Source organism: Pseudomonas stagnisoli (genome assembly GCF_048595745.1).
In the GTDB taxonomy this organism is placed as follows: domain Bacteria; phylum Pseudomonadota; class Gammaproteobacteria; order Pseudomonadales; family Pseudomonadaceae; genus Aquipseudomonas; species Aquipseudomonas alcaligenes_A.
The window spans coordinates 3,289,794-3,308,913 of the sequence record NZ_CP184361.1 but is presented as its reverse complement, the minus strand read 5'-3'; the positions used below and the strand labels follow the sequence as shown (position 1 = coordinate 3,308,913).

Annotated in this window: 17 protein-coding genes; all 17 read left to right on the top strand. The window is 63.3% G+C overall.

Translation table 11 applies throughout. From position 1 onward, the window contains the following. The first annotated feature begins 29 nt into the window (after positions 1-29). The 17 genes from rpsB to ACOAPY_RS15940 all read left to right on the top strand — a co-directional run bounded on the left by rpsB (position 30) and on the right by ACOAPY_RS15940 (position 19,073). Complete coding sequence (gene rpsB / locus ACOAPY_RS16020) at positions 30-770, top strand: 30S ribosomal protein S2 (RefSeq protein ID WP_465153968.1); 741 nt, start codon at positions 30-32, stop codon at positions 768-770. A gap of 122 nt (positions 771-892) precedes the next feature. Beyond that, the gene (gene tsf, locus ACOAPY_RS16015; RefSeq protein WP_076579605.1) at positions 893-1,756 is read left to right on the top strand and encodes a translation elongation factor Ts; all 864 of its coding nucleotides are present in this window, start codon (positions 893-895) and stop codon (positions 1,754-1,756) included. A 152-nt stretch (positions 1,757-1,908) separates the two neighbouring features. After that, complete coding sequence (gene pyrH, locus ACOAPY_RS16010) at positions 1,909-2,652, top strand: UMP kinase (protein ID WP_021701221.1); 744 nt, start codon at positions 1,909-1,911, stop codon at positions 2,650-2,652. Next, positions 2,649-3,206, top strand: a complete 558-nt coding sequence (gene frr / locus ACOAPY_RS16005) for a ribosome recycling factor (RefSeq protein ID WP_465153967.1) — start codon at positions 2,649-2,651, stop codon at positions 3,204-3,206. Before pyrH ends, frr begins: the two co-directional genes overlap by 4 nt. 1 nt (position 3,207) lies before the next feature. Beyond that, positions 3,208-3,966 (top strand): polyprenyl diphosphate synthase, encoded by a 759-nt coding sequence (gene uppS / locus ACOAPY_RS16000; RefSeq protein ID WP_465153966.1) that lies wholly within the window; start codon positions 3,208-3,210, stop codon positions 3,964-3,966. Then, positions 3,960-4,775 (top strand): phosphatidate cytidylyltransferase, encoded by an 816-nt coding sequence (locus ACOAPY_RS15995; RefSeq protein ID WP_465153965.1) that lies wholly within the window; start codon positions 3,960-3,962, stop codon positions 4,773-4,775. Before uppS ends, ACOAPY_RS15995 begins: the two co-directional genes overlap by 7 nt. Beyond that, positions 4,772-5,962, top strand: a complete 1,191-nt coding sequence (ispC, locus tag ACOAPY_RS15990) for a 1-deoxy-D-xylulose-5-phosphate reductoisomerase (protein WP_465153964.1) — start codon at positions 4,772-4,774, stop codon at positions 5,960-5,962. The genes ACOAPY_RS15995 and ispC overlap by 4 nt, the downstream gene beginning before the upstream one ends. An 18-nt stretch (positions 5,963-5,980) precedes the next feature. After that, complete coding sequence (gene rseP, locus ACOAPY_RS15985; RefSeq protein ID WP_465153963.1) at positions 5,981-7,333, top strand: RIP metalloprotease RseP; 1,353 nt, start codon at positions 5,981-5,983, stop codon at positions 7,331-7,333. Positions 7,334-7,408: 75 nt separating this feature from the next. Then, positions 7,409-9,799 carry an outer membrane protein assembly factor BamA gene (gene bamA, locus ACOAPY_RS15980; protein ID WP_465153962.1) on the top strand — a complete coding sequence of 797 codons (2,391 nt, stop codon included), beginning with the start codon at positions 7,409-7,411 and terminating at the stop codon, positions 9,797-9,799. Positions 9,800-9,835: 36 nt separating this feature from the next. Then, complete coding sequence (locus ACOAPY_RS15975; protein WP_021701228.1) at positions 9,836-10,339, top strand: OmpH/Skp family outer membrane protein; 504 nt, start codon at positions 9,836-9,838, stop codon at positions 10,337-10,339. Between the two features lie 2 nt (positions 10,340-10,341). Then, positions 10,342-11,400 (top strand): UDP-3-O-(3-hydroxymyristoyl)glucosamine N-acyltransferase, encoded by a 1,059-nt coding sequence (lpxD, locus tag ACOAPY_RS15970; RefSeq protein WP_465153961.1) that lies wholly within the window; start codon positions 10,342-10,344, stop codon positions 11,398-11,400. 45 nt (positions 11,401-11,445) lie between these two features. Next, positions 11,446-11,886 (top strand): 3-hydroxyacyl-ACP dehydratase FabZ, encoded by a 441-nt coding sequence (gene fabZ / locus ACOAPY_RS15965; protein WP_021701230.1) that lies wholly within the window; start codon positions 11,446-11,448, stop codon positions 11,884-11,886. Then, positions 11,883-12,659, top strand: coding sequence for an acyl-ACP--UDP-N-acetylglucosamine O-acyltransferase (gene lpxA / locus ACOAPY_RS15960; RefSeq protein ID WP_021701231.1), 777 nt, complete (start codon positions 11,883-11,885; stop codon positions 12,657-12,659). The genes fabZ and lpxA overlap by 4 nt, the downstream gene beginning before the upstream one ends. A 1-nt stretch (position 12,660) precedes the next feature. Beyond that, the gene (gene lpxB / locus ACOAPY_RS15955) at positions 12,661-13,794 is read left to right on the top strand and encodes a lipid-A-disaccharide synthase (protein ID WP_465153960.1); all 1,134 of its coding nucleotides are present in this window, start codon (positions 12,661-12,663) and stop codon (positions 13,792-13,794) included. Further along, a complete protein-coding gene (rnhB, locus tag ACOAPY_RS15950; protein ID WP_465153959.1) occupies positions 13,794-14,393 on the top strand; it encodes a ribonuclease HII in 600 nt (199 codons plus the stop codon). Before lpxB ends, rnhB begins: the two co-directional genes overlap by 1 nt. A gap of 82 nt (positions 14,394-14,475) precedes the next feature. Next, positions 14,476-18,006, top strand: a complete 3,531-nt coding sequence (gene dnaE / locus ACOAPY_RS15945) for a DNA polymerase III subunit alpha (RefSeq protein WP_465153958.1) — start codon at positions 14,476-14,478, stop codon at positions 18,004-18,006. 116 nt (positions 18,007-18,122) lie between these two features. Next, a complete protein-coding gene (locus tag ACOAPY_RS15940) occupies positions 18,123-19,073 on the top strand; it encodes an acetyl-CoA carboxylase carboxyltransferase subunit alpha (protein WP_465153957.1) in 951 nt (316 codons plus the stop codon). Positions 19,074-19,120: the final 47 nt, after the last annotated feature.

Here is a 19,120-nt window from a genome sequence, read left to right as displayed (position 1 = left end):
GGCCTAACCCGACTTATCAAGGAACTATCATGTCCCAAGTCAATATGCGCGATATGCTGAAGGCCGGTGTGCACTTCGGCCACCAGACCCGTTACTGGAACCCGAAAATGGGCAAGTACATTTTCGGCGCGCGCAACAAGATTCACATCATCAACCTCGAAAAAACCCTGCCGATGTTCAACGAAGCTCTGTCCTTCGTTGAGAAGCTGGCTGCTGGCAAGAACAAGATCCTGTTCGTTGGCACCAAGCGCTCCGCCGGCAAGATCGTGGCTGAAGAAGCTGCACGTTGCGGTTCTCCGTATGTCGACCACCGCTGGCTCGGCGGCATGCTGACCAACTACAAGACCATCCGTGCTTCGATCAAGCGCCTGCGCGATCTGGAAACCCAGTCCCAGGACGGCACCTTCGCCAAGCTGACCAAGAAAGAAGCGCTGATGCGTTCCCGTGATCTGGAAAAACTGGATCGCAGCCTGGGTGGCATCAAGGACATGGGCGGCCTGCCGGACGCTCTGTTCGTGATCGACGTTGACCATGAGCGCATTGCTATCACCGAAGCCAACAAGCTGGGCATCCCGGTCATCGGCGTTGTCGATACCAACAGCAGCCCGGAAGGCGTTGACTACATCATCCCGGGTAACGACGACGCCATCCGCGCCATCCAGCTGTACATGGGTGCCATGGCTGATGCCGTGATCCGTGGTCGTGGTAACTCCGCTGGTGGCGCCGACGAGTTCGTCGAAGAAGCCGCCTCCGAGGTCAGCGAAGGCTGATAACGGGATCGAGCATCCCGTTGTGCGAGAAGGGGGCTAGGCCCCCTTTTTGCCACTTACGAATTTTGTGCCCGGCGTGGCCGGGTTGAATGGTTGAACACCACTTCAAGAGGATTAGGAACATGGCAGAAATCACTGCAGCCCTGGTTAAAGAACTGCGCGAGCGCACCGGCCAAGGCATGATGGAGTGCAAGAAGGCCCTGGTTGCCGCCGGTGGCGACATCGAGAAGGCCATCGACGACATGCGCGCTTCTGGTGCTATCAAGGCCGCCAAGAAAGCCGGTAACGTCGCCGCTGAAGGCGCCATCGCCGCCCGCGTCGAAGGTGGCCGTGGCCTGCTGATCGAAGTCAACTCGCAGACCGACTTCCTGGCTCTGCAGGACGACTTCAAGGCCTTCGTCAAGGAGAGCCTGGATGAAGCCTTCGCGCAGAAGCTGACCGAAGCCGCTCCGCTGATCGCTTCCCGCGAGTCTGCTCGTGAGGCTCTGGTTGCCAAGTGCGGCGAGAACGTCAACATCCGTCGTCTGGCCGCTGTTGAAGGTGATGTCGTTGGTTCCTACCTGCACGGCCACCGCATCGGTGTTCTGGTTGTCCTGAAAGGCGGCAACGAAGAACTGGCCAAGCACGTTGCCATGCACGTCGCTGCTTCCAACCCTGCCGTTCTGAGCCCGTCGGACGTTTCCGAAGAGCTGATCGCCAAGGAAAAGGAAATCTTCCTGCAGCTGAACGCCGAGAAGATCGCCGGCAAGCCGGAAAACATCGTCGAGAACATGGTCAAGGGTCGTATCGCCAAGTTCCTGGCCGAAGCCAGCCTGGTCGAGCAAGCCTTCGTCATGGATCCGGAAGTCAAGGTCGGTGACCTGGTCAAGAAAGCCGGCGCCGAAATCGTTTCCTTCATCCGCTTCGAAGTGGGCGAGGGCATCGAGAAGGTCGAGGCTGACTTCGCTGCAGAAGTTGCTGCTCAGGTAGCCGCTGCCAAGCAGTAAGACGGTTTCAAACTGTTGAACAGAAGAGGCTGCCCGCTCACGCGTGCAGCCTCTTTTGCAAAGCGCGGGAGCATCCCGCACGAATTCACCGGGCAGTGGTCTGACTGCCGGGTAAAATGAACAGCCAAACAACGCCGCAGGAGAGATACGCAATGGCTCAGCAGGTGAGTGGTCGTCAACCTCGCTATAAACGCATTCTGCTCAAGTTAAGCGGCGAGGCCCTGATGGGGTCGGAGGAGTTCGGCATCGATCCCAAGGTGCTGGATCGCATGGCGCTGGAGGTTGGCCAGCTGGTCGGCATCGGCGTGCAGGTCGGCCTGGTGATCGGTGGTGGCAATCTGTTCCGCGGTGCGGCGCTGTCCGCCGCCGGCATGGACCGTGTCACCGGCGACCACATGGGCATGCTGGCCACCGTGATGAACGCTCTGGCCATGCGCGACGCGCTGGAGCGCTCGAATATCCCGGCGCTGGTGATGTCGGCCATCTCCATGGTGGGTGTAACCGATCACTATGATCGTCGCAAGGCCATGCGCCACCTGTCCGCGGGCGAGGTGGTGATCTTCGCCGCCGGCACCGGTAACCCGTTCTTCACCACCGATTCGGCGGCCTGCCTGCGTGCCATCGAGATCGATGCCGATCTGGTGCTGAAAGCCACCAAGGTCGATGGCGTGTACACTGCCGATCCTTTCAAGGATCCCAATGCGGAAAAATTCGAGCGCCTGACCTATGACGAGGTGCTCGACCGCAAGCTGGGCGTGATGGACCTGACGGCCATCTGCCTGGTACGCGACCACAAGATGCCGCTGCGGGTCTTCAACATGAACAAGCCTGGCGCCCTGCTCAATATCGTGGTGGGCGGTGCCGAAGGAACCCTGATCGAGGAGGATGCACAATGATCAACGAGATCAAGAAAGACGCCCAGGAGCGTATGGTCAAAACCCTGGAGTCCCTGGGACGCAACCTGGCTTCCATTCGCACCGGTCGCGCGCACCCGAGCATTCTGGACAGCGTCAAGGTTCCGGCCTATGGCAGCGAGATGTCGCTGAATCAGGTTGCTGCGATCACCGTGGAAGATGCCCGCACCCTGAAGATCGTCGCCCACGATAAGACCCTCAGCGCCGCAATCGAGAAGGCCATCATGACCTCCGACCTCGGTCTGAACCCGAGCAGCGCTGGCGCCACCATCCGTGTGCCGATGCCGGCCCTGACCGAGGAAACCCGCAAGGGCTACACCAAGCAGGCGCGTGGCGTGGCCGAAGATGCCAAGGTGGCCGTGCGCAACGTGCGTCGGGATGCCCTGGCCGAGCTGAAGAAGCTGTCCAAGGACAAGGAAATCAGCGAGGACGAGGAGCGCCGCGCCGCCGACGAGGTGCAGAAGCTCACCGACAAGTTCGTTGCCGAAGTCGACAAGGCCCTGGAAGTCAAAGAAGCCGATCTGATGGCGGTGTGATGTGAACAAGGCGAAGCAGGAAGCCTCGGCGCTGGTGCCGCGCCACGTTGCCATCATCATGGACGGCAACAACCGCTGGGCGAAGAAGCGTCTTCTGCCTGGTGTGGCTGGGCACAAGGCCGGCGTCGATGCGGTGCGTGCGGTCATCGAAGTGTGTGCCGAGGCCGGCGTGGAAGTGCTGACCCTGTTCGCCTTCTCCAGCGAGAACTGGCAGCGCCCGGCCGAGGAGGTCGGCGCACTGATGGAGCTGTTTCTCTCGGCCCTGCGCCGTGAGGCGCGCAAGCTGAAGGAAAACGCCATCAGCCTGCGCATCATTGGCGATCGTTCGCGCTTCCATCCAGAGCTGCAGGCCGCCATGCGCGAAGCCGAGCAGCAGACGGCCGGCGAGAGCCGTTTCGTGCTGCAGGTCGCCGCCAACTACGGTGGTCAGTGGGACATCGCCCAGGCTGCCCAGCGTCTGGCGCGCGAGGTGCAAGCTGGCCACCTGCAGCCGGAGGACATCACTCCCGGGCTGCTGCAGGGTTGCCTGGCCACGGGTGACCTACCGTTGCCGGATCTGTGCATCCGCACTGGTGGCGAGCACCGCATCAGCAACTTCCTGCTCTGGCAACTCGCCTATTCCGAGCTGTATTTCTCCGACCTGTACTGGCCGGATTTCAAGCACGAGGCCATGCGCAAGGCGCTGGCCGATTTTTCCAAGCGCCAGCGCCGCTTCGGCAAGACCAGCGAGCAGGTGGAAGCCGAGGCTCGTCAATGCTGAAGCAGCGCATCATCACTGCCCTGATCCTGTTGCCTATAGCCCTGGGCGGCTTCTTCCTGCTCGACGGCGCATGGTTCGCGCTGTTCATCGGCGCCGTCGTCACCCTGGGTGCCTGGGAGTGGGCGCGCCTGGCTGGCCTGGCGGGCCAGCCGCAACGGGTGGCCTATGCGTCTGTGGTTGCGGCGCTGCTCTATGGTGCCTGGCTGGTGCCGGCGCTGGCGCCCTGGTTGCTGGGTGCCGCGGTACTCTGGTGGCTGGCGGCGACCTTGCTGGTGCTCAGCTATCCGCGGAGCAGTCGCTACTGGGGCGGGCTGCTCGGTAAGCTGCTGATTGGTTTGTTGATTCTGCTACCAGCCTGGCAGGGTCTGGTGCAGCTCAAGCAGTGGCCGCAGGCCAATGCGTTGATCATTGCCGTGATGGTGCTGGTGTGGGGGGCCGACATCGGCGCCTACTTTGCCGGCAAGGCGTTCGGCAAACGCAAGCTGGCGCCGCGGGTCAGTCCCGGCAAGAGCTGGGAGGGCTTCTACGGTGGCCTGGCTGCCAGTCTGCTGATCACTTTGGTGGTTGGCTTGCAGCAGGGCTGGCAGGTAAATGGCTTGCTGCTGGCGCTGGGCGGTGCCGCCTTGGTGGTGGCAGTGTCGGTGATCGGTGACCTGACCGAGAGCATGTTCAAGCGTCAGTCCGGGATCAAGGACAGCAGCAATCTGCTGCCGGGTCATGGTGGCGTGCTCGATCGCATCGACAGCCTGACGGCGGCCGTTCCGCTGTTTGCGGTACTGCTCTGGTTGGCGGGGTGGGGCGCGCAGTGACTCAGCCGCAGCAGATCACCGTGCTCGGAGCCACCGGCTCCATCGGGCTCAGTACCCTCGATGTCATCGCGCGTCATCCCGAGCGTTACCAGGCCTTCGCGTTGACCGGCTTTTCCCGGATGGCCGAGCTGGAGCAGCTCTGTGTCAGGCATCGCCCGCAGTTCGCCGTGGTGGCCGACGAGGCTAGTGCGGGGCGTTTGCAGGCTGCGCTGAATGCTGCTGGCCTGCCGACGCGGGTACTGGTGGGTGAGGATGCGCTGTGCGAGGTGGCGTCTCATCCGCAGGTGGATGCGGTGATGGCGGCCATCGTTGGCGCTGCCGGCCTCAAGCCGACCCTGGCGGCCGTGCGTGCGGGCAAGAAGGTGCTGCTGGCCAACAAGGAGGCGCTGGTGATGTCCGGCGCTCTGTTCATGCAGGCGGTACGCGAGCATGGCGCAACCTTGCTGCCAATCGATAGCGAACACAATGCCATCTTCCAGTGCCTGCCCGGCGACTATGTGCGCGGTCTGGAGGCGGTGGGCGTGCGGCGCATCCTGCTGACCGCCTCCGGCGGTCCTTTCCGCGAAACACCGCTGGATCAGCTGGAGAAAGTCTCCCCCGAGCAGGCCTGTGCCCATCCGAACTGGTCCATGGGGCGCAAGATCTCGGTGGATTCGGCGAGCATGATGAACAAGGGGCTGGAGCTGATCGAGGCCTGCTGGTTGTTCGATGCGCGACCGGCTCAGGTCGAGGTAGTGATCCACCCGCAGAGCGTGATCCACTCGCTGGTCGACTATGTCGACGGTTCGGTGCTGGCTCAGTTGGGCAATCCGGACATGCGCACGCCCATCGCCAATGCCCTGGCCTGGCCGGAACGTATCGATTCCGGGGTGGCGCCGCTCGACCTGTTTGCCGTGGCGCGCCTGGATTTCCAGCGCCCCGACGAGCAGCGTTTCCCCTGTCTGCGTCTGGCGCGCCAGGCGGCCGAGGCGGGAGGCTGTGCTCCGGCTCGGCTCAATGCGGCCAACGAAGTGGCCGTGGCAGCGTTTCTCGAGCGGCGCATCCGCTTTCCCGAGATCGCGCGTATCATCGATGACACCCTGGATCGCGAGGCTTCGGCTGCGGTCGAAAACCTGGATGCCGTGCTGGCGGCGGATGCCCGGGCGCGAGCCCTGGCCAATGACTGGTTGAATCGCCACGGGCGTTGAGGCTCGGAGGAAGAGGCAATGAGCGCGCTGTACATGATCGTCGGCACCCTGATCGCCCTCGGGGTTCTGGTTACCTTCCACGAATTCGGGCACTTCTGGGTGGCCCGACGGTGTGGGGTCAAGGTGCTGCGTTTCTCCGTCGGTTTTGGTAGCCCGCTGCTGCGCTGGCATGACCGCCAGGGCACCGAGTTCGTTGTCGCCGCCATTCCGCTGGGTGGCTACGTGAAGATGCTCGACGAGCGCGAGGGCGATGTGCCGCCCGAGCTGCTCGATCAGTCCTTCAATCGCAAGTCGGTGCGCCAGCGCATCGCCATCGTTGCTGCCGGTCCCATCGCTAATTTCCTGCTGGCCATCCTGTTCTTCTGGATCATCGCCATGCTGGGTGTGCAGCAGGTGCGCCCGGTGATCGGTCAGGTCGAGCCGGGCAGTCTGGCTGAAAGCGCGGGGCTGCGGGCTGGGCAGGAAATCGTTTCCATTGATGGTGAGCTGATCTCGGGCTGGTCGGCGGTCAACCTGCAGCTGGTGCGTCGTCTGGGCGAGAGCGGCATCGTCGAGGTGCAGGTGCGTGACGACGGCGCTTCGCTGGTGTCCAGTCGCCAGCTGGTGCTGCACGACTGGTTGCGTGGTGTCGACGAGCCGGATCCGTTGGCGTCGCTGGGCATTCGCCCCTGGCGTCCGGCCACCGATCCGGTGGTCAGCGAGCTGGATCCGGAAGGGCCGGCGCAGGCCGCTGGCGTGCGTCTGGGGGATCGTCTGCTGGCGTTGGGTGAGCAGCGTGTGGATGACTGGCAGCAAGTGGTTGACTGGGTGCGCAAGCGTCCGGGTGAAGTCGTTGCCTTGCGTCTGACGCGCAACGGCGAACAGCTCGAGCTGCCGATCACGCTGGCCGCAAAAGGCGAGGGCGAGGCTCGCGCCGGGTATCTGGGGGTGGGCGTCAAGGGTGGGGAGTGGCCGGCCCGCATGCTCCGCGAGGTCAGCTTCGGTCCGCTCGAGGGCGTCGCCGAAAGCCTTCGGCGTACCTGGGGCATGACCGTGCTAACCCTTGATTCGCTGAAGAAAATGCTGTTCGGCGAGCTCTCGGTAAAAAACTTGAGTGGGCCGATAACCATTGCTAAAGTGGCGGGCGCTTCGGCTCAGTCCGGCGTGGCGGATTTCCTCAATTTCCTCGCCTATCTGAGCATTAGCCTGGGGGTTCTCAATTTGCTGCCCATTCCCGTGCTGGATGGGGGGCATTTGCTGTTTTACCTGGTCGAGTGGGTGCGTGGTCGCCCACTGTCCGAGCGGGTGCAGGGTTGGGGCATTCAGATCGGTATCAGTCTGGTGCTGGGGGTTATGTTGCTGGCCCTGGTCAATGATTTGAGCCGTCTGTAACCGAATAGCTGAATTCCGAATCTGCCGCGTTTCGCGGCAGTTTCTTTATTATCAGTTGGAATAAGAAAGGACTTCATGAAACGTCTGCTGCTACCTGCGGTGCTCGCCGCGCTGATGATCGCCGAAGTTCACGCCGAGTCCTTCACCATCTCAGATATCCGCGTCAACGGCCTGCAGCGGGTTTCCGCCGGCAGCCTGTTTGGTGCCCTGCCGCTGAACGTCGGTGATCAGGTCGACGAGCGTCGCCTCGGTGAGGCCACCCGCTCGCTGTTCAAGACCGGCTTCTTCCAGGATATCCAGCTGGGCCGCGAAGGCGACGTGCTGGTGGTCAACGTGACCGAGCGCCCGTCGATCTCCACCATCGAGATCGAGGGTAACAAGGCGATCACCACCGAAGACCTGATGAAAGGTCTTCAGCAGTCCGGCCTTGCCGAAGGCGAGATCTTCCAGCGCGCCACCCTCGAAGGCGTGCGCAACGAGCTGCTGCGCCAGTATGTGGCCCAGGGCCGCTACTCCGCCGAAATCGAGGCTGAAGTGATTCCGCAGCCGCGCAACCGTGTGGCGCTGAAGATCACCATCAACGAAGGCTCGGTCGCCGCCATCCAGCACATCAACGTGGTCGGCAACAGCGTCTTCCCGGATGAAGACCTGACCACCCTGTTCGAGCTGAAGACCACCAACTGGCTGTCCTTCTTCAAGAACGACGACAAGTACGCCCGCGAGAAACTGTCCGGTGACCTGGAGCGTCTGCGTTCCTACTACCTGGACCGCGGCTACATCAATATGGATATCTCCTCCACCCAGGTATCCATCACCCCGGACAAGAAACACGTCTATATCACCGTCAACGTCGAAGAAGGCGAGAAATACAGCGTCAGCGAAGTAAAGCTTTCCGGTGACCTCAAGGTGCCGCAGGAAGAAATCGAGAAGCTGCTGCTGGTCAAGGAAGGACAGGTCTTCTCGCGCAAGGTGATGACCACCACCTCCGAGCTGATCACCCGTCGTCTGGGTAACGAGGGCTATACCTTCGCCAACGTCAACGGTGTGCCGCAGCCCAACGACGAAGACAAGACCGTCGCCATCACCTTTGTGGTCGACCCGGGCAAGCGTGCCTACGTCAACCGCATCAACTTCCGTGGCAACACCAAGACTGAAGACGAAGTGCTGCGTCGCGAGATGCGCCAGATGGAAGGCGGTTGGGCGTCCACCTACCTGATCGATCAGTCCAAGGTGCGTCTGGAACGCCTTGGCTACTTCAAGGAAGTCAACGTCGAGACCCCGCAGGTTCCAGGCACCGACGACCAGGTTGATGTCAACTACAGCGTTGAAGAGCAGCCGTCCGGCTCCATCACCGCCAGCGTCGGTTTCGCCCAGAACGCCGGTCTGATCCTGGGTGGCTCGATCAGCCAGAACAACTTCCTGGGTACCGGTAACAAGGTCAGCGTCGGCCTGACTCGCTCCGAATACCAGACCCGCTACAGCTTCGGCTTCGTCGACCCCTACTGGACCGTCGATGGCGTCAGCCTGGGTTACAACGCCTTCTATCGCACCACTGACTACGATGACCTCGATGTCGACGTATCGAGCTATGCGGTGGACAGCTACGGTGCCGGCATGAGCATCGGTTATCCGATCAGCGAAACCTCGCGCCTGACCTATGGGCTGACCATTCAGCAGGACAGCATCGATACCGGCGACTACACGGTCGACGAAATCATGAAGTTTCTTGAGGAGGAGGGTGATAGCTACCTGAACCTTAAGGCCTCCATCGGCTGGTCCGAGTCGACGCTGAATCGCGGTGTGCTGGCCAACCGTGGTCACTCGCAAAGCCTGGTGCTGGAAAGCACCGTGCCGGGCAGTGACCTGTCGTTCTTCAAGCTTGACTACCGCGGCCAGCTGTTCACCCCGATCAACGACAAGTACACCCTGCGCTTCCATACCGAGCTGGGCTTCGGTGATGCCTATGGCTCCACCTCCGAACTGCCGTTCTATGAGCACTACTTCGCCGGTGGTTTCAACTCGGTGCGCGGTTTCGAGGACAGCAGCCTGGGGCCGCGCAGTACGCCTAGCGTTGCGCGTCGTGCTGACGGATCGATTATTACCGACGGCACCGCCGGTGCAGACGGCCGCTTCACCGACCCGGATCAGGACCCGCTGCCTTTCGGTGGCAACGTCCTGATCCAGGGTGGCGCGGAGCTGCTGTTCCCGCTGCCGTTCGTCAAGGATCAGCGCTCCCTGCGGACCGCACTGTTCTGGGACGTGGGTAATGTGTACGACACCTCCTGTTCCTCCTCGTCGCCGAGCTGCAACAACATCGACTTCGGCGATCTGGCGAGCTCCGTGGGTGTCGGGGTGACCTGGGTTACCGCGATGGGGCCCCTGAGCTTCAGCCTGGCGGCGCCGATCAAGAAGCCGGAAGAAGCGGATACCCAGATATTCCAGTTCTCGCTGGGCCAAACTTTCTAATTTGCTAGACAACGTGTTTTGTTGCAGGAGTGCATCGTGCGTAAGTTGACTCAACTGGTTCTGGTCGCAGCAGCCATGATGGCGACCCCGGCCTTCGCCGAGATGAAAATCGCGGTGATGAATTATCAGATGGCCCTGCTCGAGTCGGACGCCGCCAAGAAATATGCCGTGGATGCCGAGAAGAAGTTCGGTCCGCAGCTGAACAAGCTCAAGCAGCTGGAAGCCGATGCCAAGCGTATTCAGGATCGCCTGGTGAAGGATGCCGAGAAGATGCAGCAGGCCGAGCGCGAGCGTCTGGAGCTGGAGTTCAAACAGAAGGCGCGTGACTTCCAGTTCCAGTCCAAGGAGCTGAATGAAGCCAAGGCCATCTCCGACCGCGACATGCTCAAGCAGCTCAAGCCGAAGCTGGACAAGGCCGTCGAGGAAGTGATCAAGCAGGGTAACTACGATCTGGTGCTCGAGCGTGGCGCCGTGGTCGACGTCAAGCCGCAGTACGAGATCACTCGTCAGGTCATCGAGCGCATGAACTCGCAGCGCTGATCATGAGCGCACCGGTATTTACCCTCGGTCAGCTGGCCGAGCGTCTCGGCGCCACCCTGCGTGGTGCCGTGGACAAGCCGATCCGTGGTCTGGCAACCCTGCAGGATGCCGGTCCGGATCAGCTGAGCTTCCTGGCCAATGCGCAGTACCGCAAGTTTCTCGCCGAGACCCGCGCCGGAGTCGTGCTGCTGACCGCCGCCGATGCCGAAGGCTACGCGGGCGACGCGCTGCTGGTGGCCAATCCCTATCTGGCCTTTGCCGAACTCTCGCATCTGTTCGACCGCAAGCCGGTGGCGCCCGCTGGCGTGCACCCTACCGCACTGGTGGCGGCTGATGCGCAGGTCGACCCGAGCGCCAGCATCGGTGCCTACGCGGTGATCGAGAGTGGTGCGCGTATTGCCGCTGGCGTGAGCATTGGAGCGCATTGCGTCATCGGTGCACGCAGCGAAATCGGCGAGGGCGGCTGGCTGGCGCCGCGCGTGACCCTGTATCACGACGTGAAGATCGGCAAGCGCGTGGTTATCCAGTCCGGCGCCGTGCTCGGGGGCGAGGGCTTCGGCTTTGCCAACGACAAGGGGGTCTGGCAGAAGATCGCGCAGATCGGTGGCGTGGTGCTGGGTGACGACGTGGAAGTCGGCGCCAATACCACCATCGACCGTGGCGCCCTGGCCGATACCGTCATCGGTAACGGCGTGAAGCTGGATAACCAGATCATGATCGCGCACAACGTGCAGATCGGTGATCACACCGCGATGGCCGGCTGCGCCGGGATTTCCGGCAGCACCAAGATCGGCAAGCACTGCATGATCGCCGGTGGTGTCGGCATGGTTGGCCACATCGAGGTGTGTGACAACGTGTTCGTCACCGGCATGACCATGGTCACCCGCTCGATCACCGAGCCGGGCGCCTATTCTTCCGGTACCGCCATGCAGACGGCGGCCGACTGGAAGAAGAGCGCGGCCCGTATCCGTCAACTGGACGACATGGCGAAGCGCCTGCGCGAGCTGGAAAAGCGCCTCGCCGCCGTGACCCCGGACGACCAGGCCTCATCTGATGCCTGATCGTGCCTGAGGCACGCCCCCACTTTAAGTAAAGGCTTTACGCACATGATGGACATCAACGAGATTCGCGAATACCTGCCGCACCGCTATCCCTTCCTGCTGGTGGATCGCGTTGCCGAGCTGGATATCGAAGGCAAGACCATTCGCGCCTACAAGAATGTCAGCATCAACGAGCCTTTCTTCAACGGTCACTTCCCCGAGCACCCGATCATGCCGGGCGTGCTGATCATCGAGGCGATGGCCCAGGCTGCCGGTATCCTCGGCTTCAAGATGCTCGACGTGAAACCGGCCGACGGAACCCTCTATTATTTCGTGGGCTCGGACAAGCTGCGTTTCCGCCAGCCCGTATTGCCGGGCGACCAACTGGTGCTTGAAGCCCGCTTCCTGAGCGTCAAGCGCAGCATCTGGAAGTTCGAGTGCCGTGCCAGCGTCGATGGCAAGGAAGTCTGCTCGGCCGAAATCATCTGTGCGGAACGCAAGCTATGAGTCTGATCGACCCTCGCGCCATCATCGATCCGTCGGCCAAGCTGGCTGCGGATGTCCAGGTCGGCCCCTGGTCGATCATCGGGCCCGATGTGGAAATCGGCGAGGGTACCGTGGTCGGTCCGCATGTCGTGCTCAAGGGGCCGACCGTGATCGGCAAGCACAACAAGATCTACCAGTTCTCCTCGGTGGGCGAGGACACCCCTGACCTCAAGTACAAGGGCGAGCCCACGCGGCTGGTGATCGGCGATCACAATGTGATTCGCGAAGGCGTGACCATCCACCGTGGCACCGTGCAGGATCGTAGCGAAACCACCATCGGCAGTCACAACCTGCTGATGGCCTATGTGCATGTCGGCCACGACAGCGTGATCGGCAACCACTGCATCCTGGTCAACAACACCGCGCTGGCCGGCCATGTTTGGGTCGACGACTGGGCGATCCTCTCCGGTTTCACCCTGGTTCACCAGTTCTGCCGCATCGGCGCCCACAGCTTTTCCGGCATGGGCACGGCCATCGGCAAGGACGTACCGGCTTACGTCACTGTCTTCGGCAACCCCGCCGAGGCGCGCAGCATGAACTTCGAGGGCATGCGTCGGCGCGGCTTCAGTGCCGAGGCCATCGCCGCCCTGCGCCGTGCCTACAAGGTGGTCTATCGTCAGGGCCTGACCGTCGAGCAGGCACTGGCCGAGCTGGCCGAGTCCGCTGCCCAGTTCCCGGAAGTCGCGGTGTTCCGCGATTCCGTTCAGGCTTCGACCCGCGGCATCACCCGCTGATATGAGTCGCCCTCTTCGCGTGGCGCTGGTGGCCGGCGAGGCCTCCGGTGATATCCTCGGCGCCGGCCTGATGCAGGCGCTCAAGCAGCAACATCCGCAGGTCGAATTCATCGGTGTCGGCGGCCCGCGCATGGAGGCCGAAGGGCTTGTCTCCGCGTTCCCCATGGAACGCCTGGCGGTGATGGGGCTGGTCGAGGTGCTGGGGCGCCTGCGCGAGCTGCTGGCACGGCGCAAGCGCCTGATCCGGGAGCTTATCGCCGCCCAGCCGGACGTCTTCATCGGCATCGATGCTCCGGATTTCAACCTGACCCTCGAGCTCAAGCTGCGTCAGGCCGGCATCAAGACCGTCCACTACGTCAGCCCCTCGGTGTGGGCCTGGCGGCAGAAGCGCGTGCTGAAGATTCGTGATGCCTGCGACCTGATGCTGACGCTGTTCCCCTTCGAGGCGCGTTTTTACCTGGAGCACCAGGTGCCGGTGCGCTTCGTCGGTCATCCGCTGGCCAATACCATACCGCTGCAGGCCGACCGCGTCGGCGCCCGTGAGGCGCTCGGCCTGGCGCCGGATGAGCCGGTGGTGGCATTGCTGCCGGGCAGCCGGGGGGGCGAAGTGGCACGCCTCGGGGCGTTGTTTCTCGATGCCGCCGAGCGCCTGCGCACGTTGCGCCCCGGTATCCGCTTCGTGCTGCCCTGTGCCAATGCCGAGCGTCGCGCGCAGCTGGAGGCCATGCTGGCCGGGCGCAACCTGCCGCTGCTGTTGCTCGATGGCCGCTCCCATGAAGCGCTGGCCGCCTGCGACGCAGTATTGATCGCCTCCGGTACCGCCACCCTGGAAGCTCTGCTGCACAAACGCCCGATGGTGGTGGCCTACAAGGTGGCGCCGCTGACCTATCGCATCCTCAGGCGTCTGGTGAAGAGCCCCTATATTTCGTTGCCCAACCTGTTGGCCGAGCGTTTGCTGGTGCCCGAGCTGATTCAGGATGCCGCGACAGCGGACGCCCTGGCCCAGACGCTGGCGCCGCTGCTGGACGACGGCGCGGTGCAGACCGAGGGCTTCGACGTGATCCACCGCGCGCTGCGCCAGGATGCCTCGCAGCAGGCCGCTGACGCCGTGCTCAAGCTGGTCGGGCAGGCCTGATGCAGCTGGGTCTGGATTTCACGCTGGTCGAGGAACTGGTCGCCGGCGTCGACGAGGTCGGTCGCGGCCCGCTCTGTGGCCCGGTGGTGACCGCCGCGGTGATTCTCGATCCTGCTCGTCCCATCGTTGGTCTCAACGACTCGAAGAAGCTGACCGAGGTGCGCCGCGAGAAGCTGTTCGACGAGATCCGCGAAAAGGCCCTGGCCTGGTGCATTGCCCGCGCCGAGGTCGAGGAGATTGACCAGCTGAATATTCTGCATGCCACCATGCTGGCCATGCAGCGCGCCGTCGAAGGCCTGAGCATCACGCCAAAACTGGCGCTGATCGACGGCAACCGCTGCCCCAAGCTGGCGGTGCCCAGCGCGCCGGTGGTCGGTGGTGATGCCCAGGTGCCGGCCATCGCTGCTGCTTCCATCCTGGCCAAGGTCAGTCGTGATCGCGAGATGGCCGAGATGGAGAAGCTCTACCCCGGCTATGGCATCGGCGGGCACAAGGGCTACCCGACGCCGGTGCACCTGGAAGCGCTCAAGCGCTTGGGGGCGACGCCTATCCATCGGCGTTCGTTCGCCCCGGTGCGCGCGGTGCTGGAAGGTAGCTGAGCGACGACTCTCAAGCTGCCCTTTGTAAGCAGGCCCGGTACAATCCGGGCCTTATCGTTTTTGTGTCACCAACGGGATTGCCATGACCGCCAGCTTCGTCCATCTGCGCCTGCACACCGAGTTCTCCCTGGTCGACGGCCTGGTGCGGGTCAAACCTCTGGTCAAGGCCGTGGCCGGCGCCGGTATGCCGGCCGTGGCGGTCACCGACATGAGCAACATGTGCTCGCTGGTGAAGTTCTACAAGACGGCCATGGGGGGCGGCATCAAGCCGATCTGCGGCGCCGATATCTGGCTGGCCAGCCCGGATGAGGATGGCCCGCTGTCGCGCCTGACCTTGCTGGTGATGAACGCCAAGGGCTACCGCAACCTCACCGAGCTTATTTCCCGTGGCTGGGCCGAGGGCCAGGACAACGGCCTGGTGATCATCCAGCGCGACTGGGTCAAGGAGGCCGCCGAAGGCCTGATCGCCCTGTCCGGCGCGCGCGAGGGCGAGGTGGGCATGGCCTTGCTGGCCGGCGAGAGCGACCGCGCCGAGGCCATCCTCAACGAGTGGCTGGCGGTATTCCCCGAGCGCTTCTACCTGGAAGTGCAGCGCACCAACCGGGTCAATGACGAGGAGCACCTGCACGCGGCTGTCGAACTGGCCGGGCGCACCGGCGTGCCGCTGGTGGCAACCAACGATGTACGCTTCCTCAAGCGGGGCGACTTCGAGGCGCACGAGACCCGCGTGTGCATCGGCGAGGGCCGTACCCTCGACGACCCGAGGCGGCCGCGCAACTACTCCGAGGAACAGTACCTCAAGACGCCGGAAGAGATGGCCGAGCTGTTCTCCGACCTGCCCGAGGCGCTGGCGAACACGGTGGAGATCGCCAAGCGCTGCAACATCGAGGTGCAACTGGGCAAGTACTTCCTCCCCGACTTCCCCACGCCCAACGGCATGGGCATCGACGACTACCTTCGGCATGCTTCCTTCGAGGGCCTGGAGGAGCGTCTGCGCGTTCTGCTGCCCAAGGACACGCCGGATTACGAAGCCAAGAAGCAGGTCTATGTCGACCGCCTCAACTTCGAGCTCGACATCATCATTCAGATGGGCTTCCCCGGTTACTTCCTCATCGTGATGGACTTCATCCAGTGGGCGAAGAACAACGGTGTGCCGGTGGGGCCGGGCCGGGGTTCGGGTGCCGGCTCGCTGGTGGCCTACGTGCTGAAGATCACCGACCTCGACCCGCTGGCCTATGACCTGCTGTTCGAGCGCTTCCTCAACCCCGAACGTATTTCCATGCCCGACTTCGACGTCGACTTCTGCATGGACGGCCGCGACCGGGTAATCGACTACGTCGCGGACAAGTACGGACGCAACGCGGTGAGCCAGATCATCACCTTCGGCTCGATGGCGGCCAAGGCGGTGGTGCGCGACGTGGCGCGGGTGCAGGGCAAGTCCTACGGCCTGGCTGACCGCCTGTCGAAGATGATTCCCTTCGAAGTCGGCATGACCCTTGAAGCTGCCTACGAGCAGGAAGAAGTGCTGCGTGACTTCCTCAAGAGCGATGAGGAAGCCCAGGAGATCTGGGACATGGCGCTCAAGCTCGAAGGCATCGTCCGCGGCACCGGCAAGCACGCCGGTGGCGTGGTGATCGCGCCGACCAAGCTGACCGACTTCGCGCCGACCTCCTGCGATGAAGAAGGTGGCGGCCTGGTCACCCAGTTCGACAAGGATGACGTCGAGCAGGCCGGCCTGGTGAAGTTCGACTTCCTCGGCCTGCGCACCCTGACCATCATCAAGTGGGCGATGGAGACCATCCATCGCATCCAGAAGCGCGATGGTGCCTCTGACGAAGAGCTGATCAACATCGACTTCATCCCGCTGGATGACAAGAAGACCTACGACATGCTGCAGAAGGCGGAGACCACCGCGGTCTTCCAGCTCGAATCGCGCGGCATGAAGGAGCTGATCAAGAAGCTCAAGCCGGACTGCCTGGAGGACATGATCGCACTGGTGGCGCTGTTCCGCCCCGGTCCGCTGCAGTCGGGCATGGTGGACGACTTCATCAACCGTAAGCACGGTCGCGAGCAGCTCTCCTACCCGCACCCCGATTACCAGTACGCGGGCCTGGAGCCGGTGCTCAAGCCCACCTACGGCATCATCCTGTACCAGGAGCAGGTGATGCAGATCGCCCAGGTGATGGCCGGCTACACCCTCGGCGGCGCCGACATGCTGCGCCGCGCCATGGGCAAGAAGAAGCCCGAGGAGATGGCCAAGCAGCGCGGTGGCTTCATCGAGGGCTGCGCCAACAACGGCATCGATGCCGACCTGGCGGGCAACATATTCGACCTGGTGGAAAAGTTCGCCGGTTACGGCTTCAACAAGTCGCACTCGGCTGCCTACGGCCTGGTTTCCTACCAGACCGCCTGGCTCAAGGCGCACTACCCGGCGCCGTTCATGGCGGCGGTGCTGTCGGCGGATATGCACAACACCGACAAGGTGGTGATCCTCATCGAGGAATGCCGCAACATGAAGCTGCGCATCGATGCGCCGGACGTGAACACCTCGGAGTTCAAGTTCACCGTCAACGACGACGGGCGCATCGTCTACGGCCTGGGCGCGGTCAAGGGTGTGGGCGAGGGGCCGGTGGAGGCCATCGTCGAGTGCCGCGCGGAGGGTGGACCGTTCAAGGACCTGTTCGACTTCTGCAACCGCGTCGACCTCAAGCGCATCAACAAACGCACCCTGGAGGCGCTGATCCGCTCCGGCGCGCTGGACCGCCTCGGCCCCTACTACCAGGACGAGCTCAAGGCCTACCAGGCCAGCGTCGACCTCAACCGCGCCGTGTTGCTGGCGGCCATGGAAGAAGCGGTACAGGCCGCCGAACAGACCGCGCGCAGCCATGACAGCGGCCACATGGACCTGTTCGGCGGGGTGTTCGCCGAGCCCGAAGCGGACGTCTACGCCAACCATCGCAAGGCGCGCGAGCTGTCGATCAAGGAGCGCCTGAAAGGCGAGAAGGACACCCTTGGTCTGTACCTTACCGGCCACCCGATCGACGAGTACGAGGGTGAGGTGCGCCGCTTCGCCCGCCAGCGCATCGTCGAGCTGCGTGCCGCGCGCGATACCCAGACCATCGCCGGCCTGATCGTGGCGCTGCGGGTGATGAAGAACAAGAAAGGCGACAAGATGGGCTTCATCACCCTCGATGACCGTTCCGGAAGGATCGAGGCGTCGTTGTTCGCCGATGCCTTCGCCAGCGCCCAGGCGCTGCTGCAGACCGATGCACTGGTGGTGGTCGAAGGGGAAATCAGCAACGACGAGTTTTCTGGTGGCCTGCGGCTGCGCGCCAAGCGGGTGATGAGCCTGGAGGAGGCGCGTACCGGCCTGGCCGAGAGCCTGCGCATCCGCGCGCCGCGCGAAGCGCTGCAGGGGGATCGTCTGCGCTGGCTCGGCGAGCTGTTCGCCAAGCATCGCGGTGCCTGTCCGCTGACCCTGGACTACAGCGGCAGCGAGGCCAAGGCGGTGCTGCAGTTCGGCGAGCAGTGGCGCATCGATCCGGCGGACAACCTGATCCAGGCGCTGCGTGACCAGTTCGGCAAAGACAACGTCTTCCTCCAATACCGCTGAGGGGCGGGCCTCGGGCTCGCCGTCTCGGTCTCGACCAGGGGCGCGCTATCCCTTAAGGTAGGCGCCACATGGAACACCGCCCGGCCCCCGGGGCCGCCGATGCTAGACGGACGCCTATGAACCCGAACTTCCTCGACTTCGAACAGCCGATCGCCGACCTGCAAGCCAAGATCGAAGAGCTGCGCCTGGTGGGCAACGACAACGCGCTGAACATCAGTGACGAGATCTCCCGTCTGCAGGACAAGAGCAGCACGCTGACCGAGACCATCTTCGGCAACCTCAGCAGTTGGCAGATCTCCCAGCTGTCGCGCCACCCGCGCCGTCCTTATACCCTCGACTACATCGAGCACATCTTCACCGAGTTCGACGAACTGCATGGTGATCGCCATTTCTCCGATGATGCCGCCATCGTTGGCGGTACCGCGCGCCTGGATGGCCAGCCGGTGATGGTCATCGGCCACCAGAAGGGCCGCGAGGTACGCGAGAAGGTACGCCGCAACTTTGGCATGCCGCGTCCCGAGGGCTATCGCAAGGCCTGCCGCCTGATGGAAATGGCCGAGCGCTTCAAGCTGCCGATTCTCACCTTCATCGACACCCCCGGTGCCTACCCGGGCATCGATGCCGAGGAGCGCAACCAGAGCGAGGCCATCGCCTGGAACCTGCGCGTGATGGCGCGCCTGAAGACGCCGATCATCGCCACCGTGATCGGCGAGGGTGGCTCCGGCGGTGCTCTGGCCATCGGCGTGTGCGACCAGCTGAACATGCTGCAGTACTCCACCTACTCGGTGATCTCACCGGAAGGCTGCGCTTCCATCCTGTGGAAGACCGCCGAAAAGGCCCCGGATGCGGCCGAGGCCATGGGTATCACTGCCGAGCGCCTGAAGGGCCTGGGTATCGTCGACAAGGTGATCACCGAGCCGCTGGGTGGCGCCCATCGCGACCCGGCTGCCGCCGCCGAGTCGATCCGCCAGGAGCTGGTCGCCCAGCTCAAAAGCCTGCACAAGCTGGATACTGCCAAGCTGCTTGAACGTCGCTACGAGCGCCTGATGAGCTACGGCGTCGCCTGACGCGCGCGTCACGTCATCTGCAACGGGCCTTTGGGCCCGTTGTTGTT

Excerpts from the sequence above, each read along its gene's own strand:
- rpsB (WP_465153968.1), top strand. The coding sequence starts at position 30 with ATGTCCCAAGTCAATATGCGCGATATGCTGAAGGCCGGTGTGCACTTC.
- tsf (WP_076579605.1), top strand. The coding sequence starts at position 893 with ATGGCAGAAATCACTGCAGCCCTGGTTAAAGAACTGCGCGAGCGCACC.
- pyrH (WP_021701221.1), top strand. The coding sequence starts at position 1,909 with ATGGCTCAGCAGGTGAGTGGTCGTCAACCTCGCTATAAACGCATTCTG.
- frr (WP_465153967.1), top strand. The coding sequence starts at position 2,649 with ATGATCAACGAGATCAAGAAAGACGCCCAGGAGCGTATGGTCAAAACC.
- ACOAPY_RS15995 (WP_465153965.1), top strand. The coding sequence starts at position 3,960 with ATGCTGAAGCAGCGCATCATCACTGCCCTGATCCTGTTGCCTATAGCC.
- rseP (WP_465153963.1), top strand. The coding sequence starts at position 5,981 with ATGAGCGCGCTGTACATGATCGTCGGCACCCTGATCGCCCTCGGGGTT.
- bamA (WP_465153962.1), top strand. The coding sequence starts at position 7,409 with ATGAAACGTCTGCTGCTACCTGCGGTGCTCGCCGCGCTGATGATCGCC.
- lpxD (WP_465153961.1), top strand. The coding sequence starts at position 10,342 with ATGAGCGCACCGGTATTTACCCTCGGTCAGCTGGCCGAGCGTCTCGGC.
- fabZ (WP_021701230.1), top strand. The coding sequence starts at position 11,446 with ATGATGGACATCAACGAGATTCGCGAATACCTGCCGCACCGCTATCCC.
- lpxA (WP_021701231.1), top strand. The coding sequence starts at position 11,883 with ATGAGTCTGATCGACCCTCGCGCCATCATCGATCCGTCGGCCAAGCTG.
- lpxB (WP_465153960.1), top strand. The coding sequence starts at position 12,661 with ATGAGTCGCCCTCTTCGCGTGGCGCTGGTGGCCGGCGAGGCCTCCGGT.
- rnhB (WP_465153959.1), top strand. The coding sequence starts at position 13,794 with ATGCAGCTGGGTCTGGATTTCACGCTGGTCGAGGAACTGGTCGCCGGC.
- dnaE (WP_465153958.1), top strand. The coding sequence starts at position 14,476 with ATGACCGCCAGCTTCGTCCATCTGCGCCTGCACACCGAGTTCTCCCTG.
- ACOAPY_RS15940 (WP_465153957.1), top strand. The coding sequence starts at position 18,123 with ATGAACCCGAACTTCCTCGACTTCGAACAGCCGATCGCCGACCTGCAA.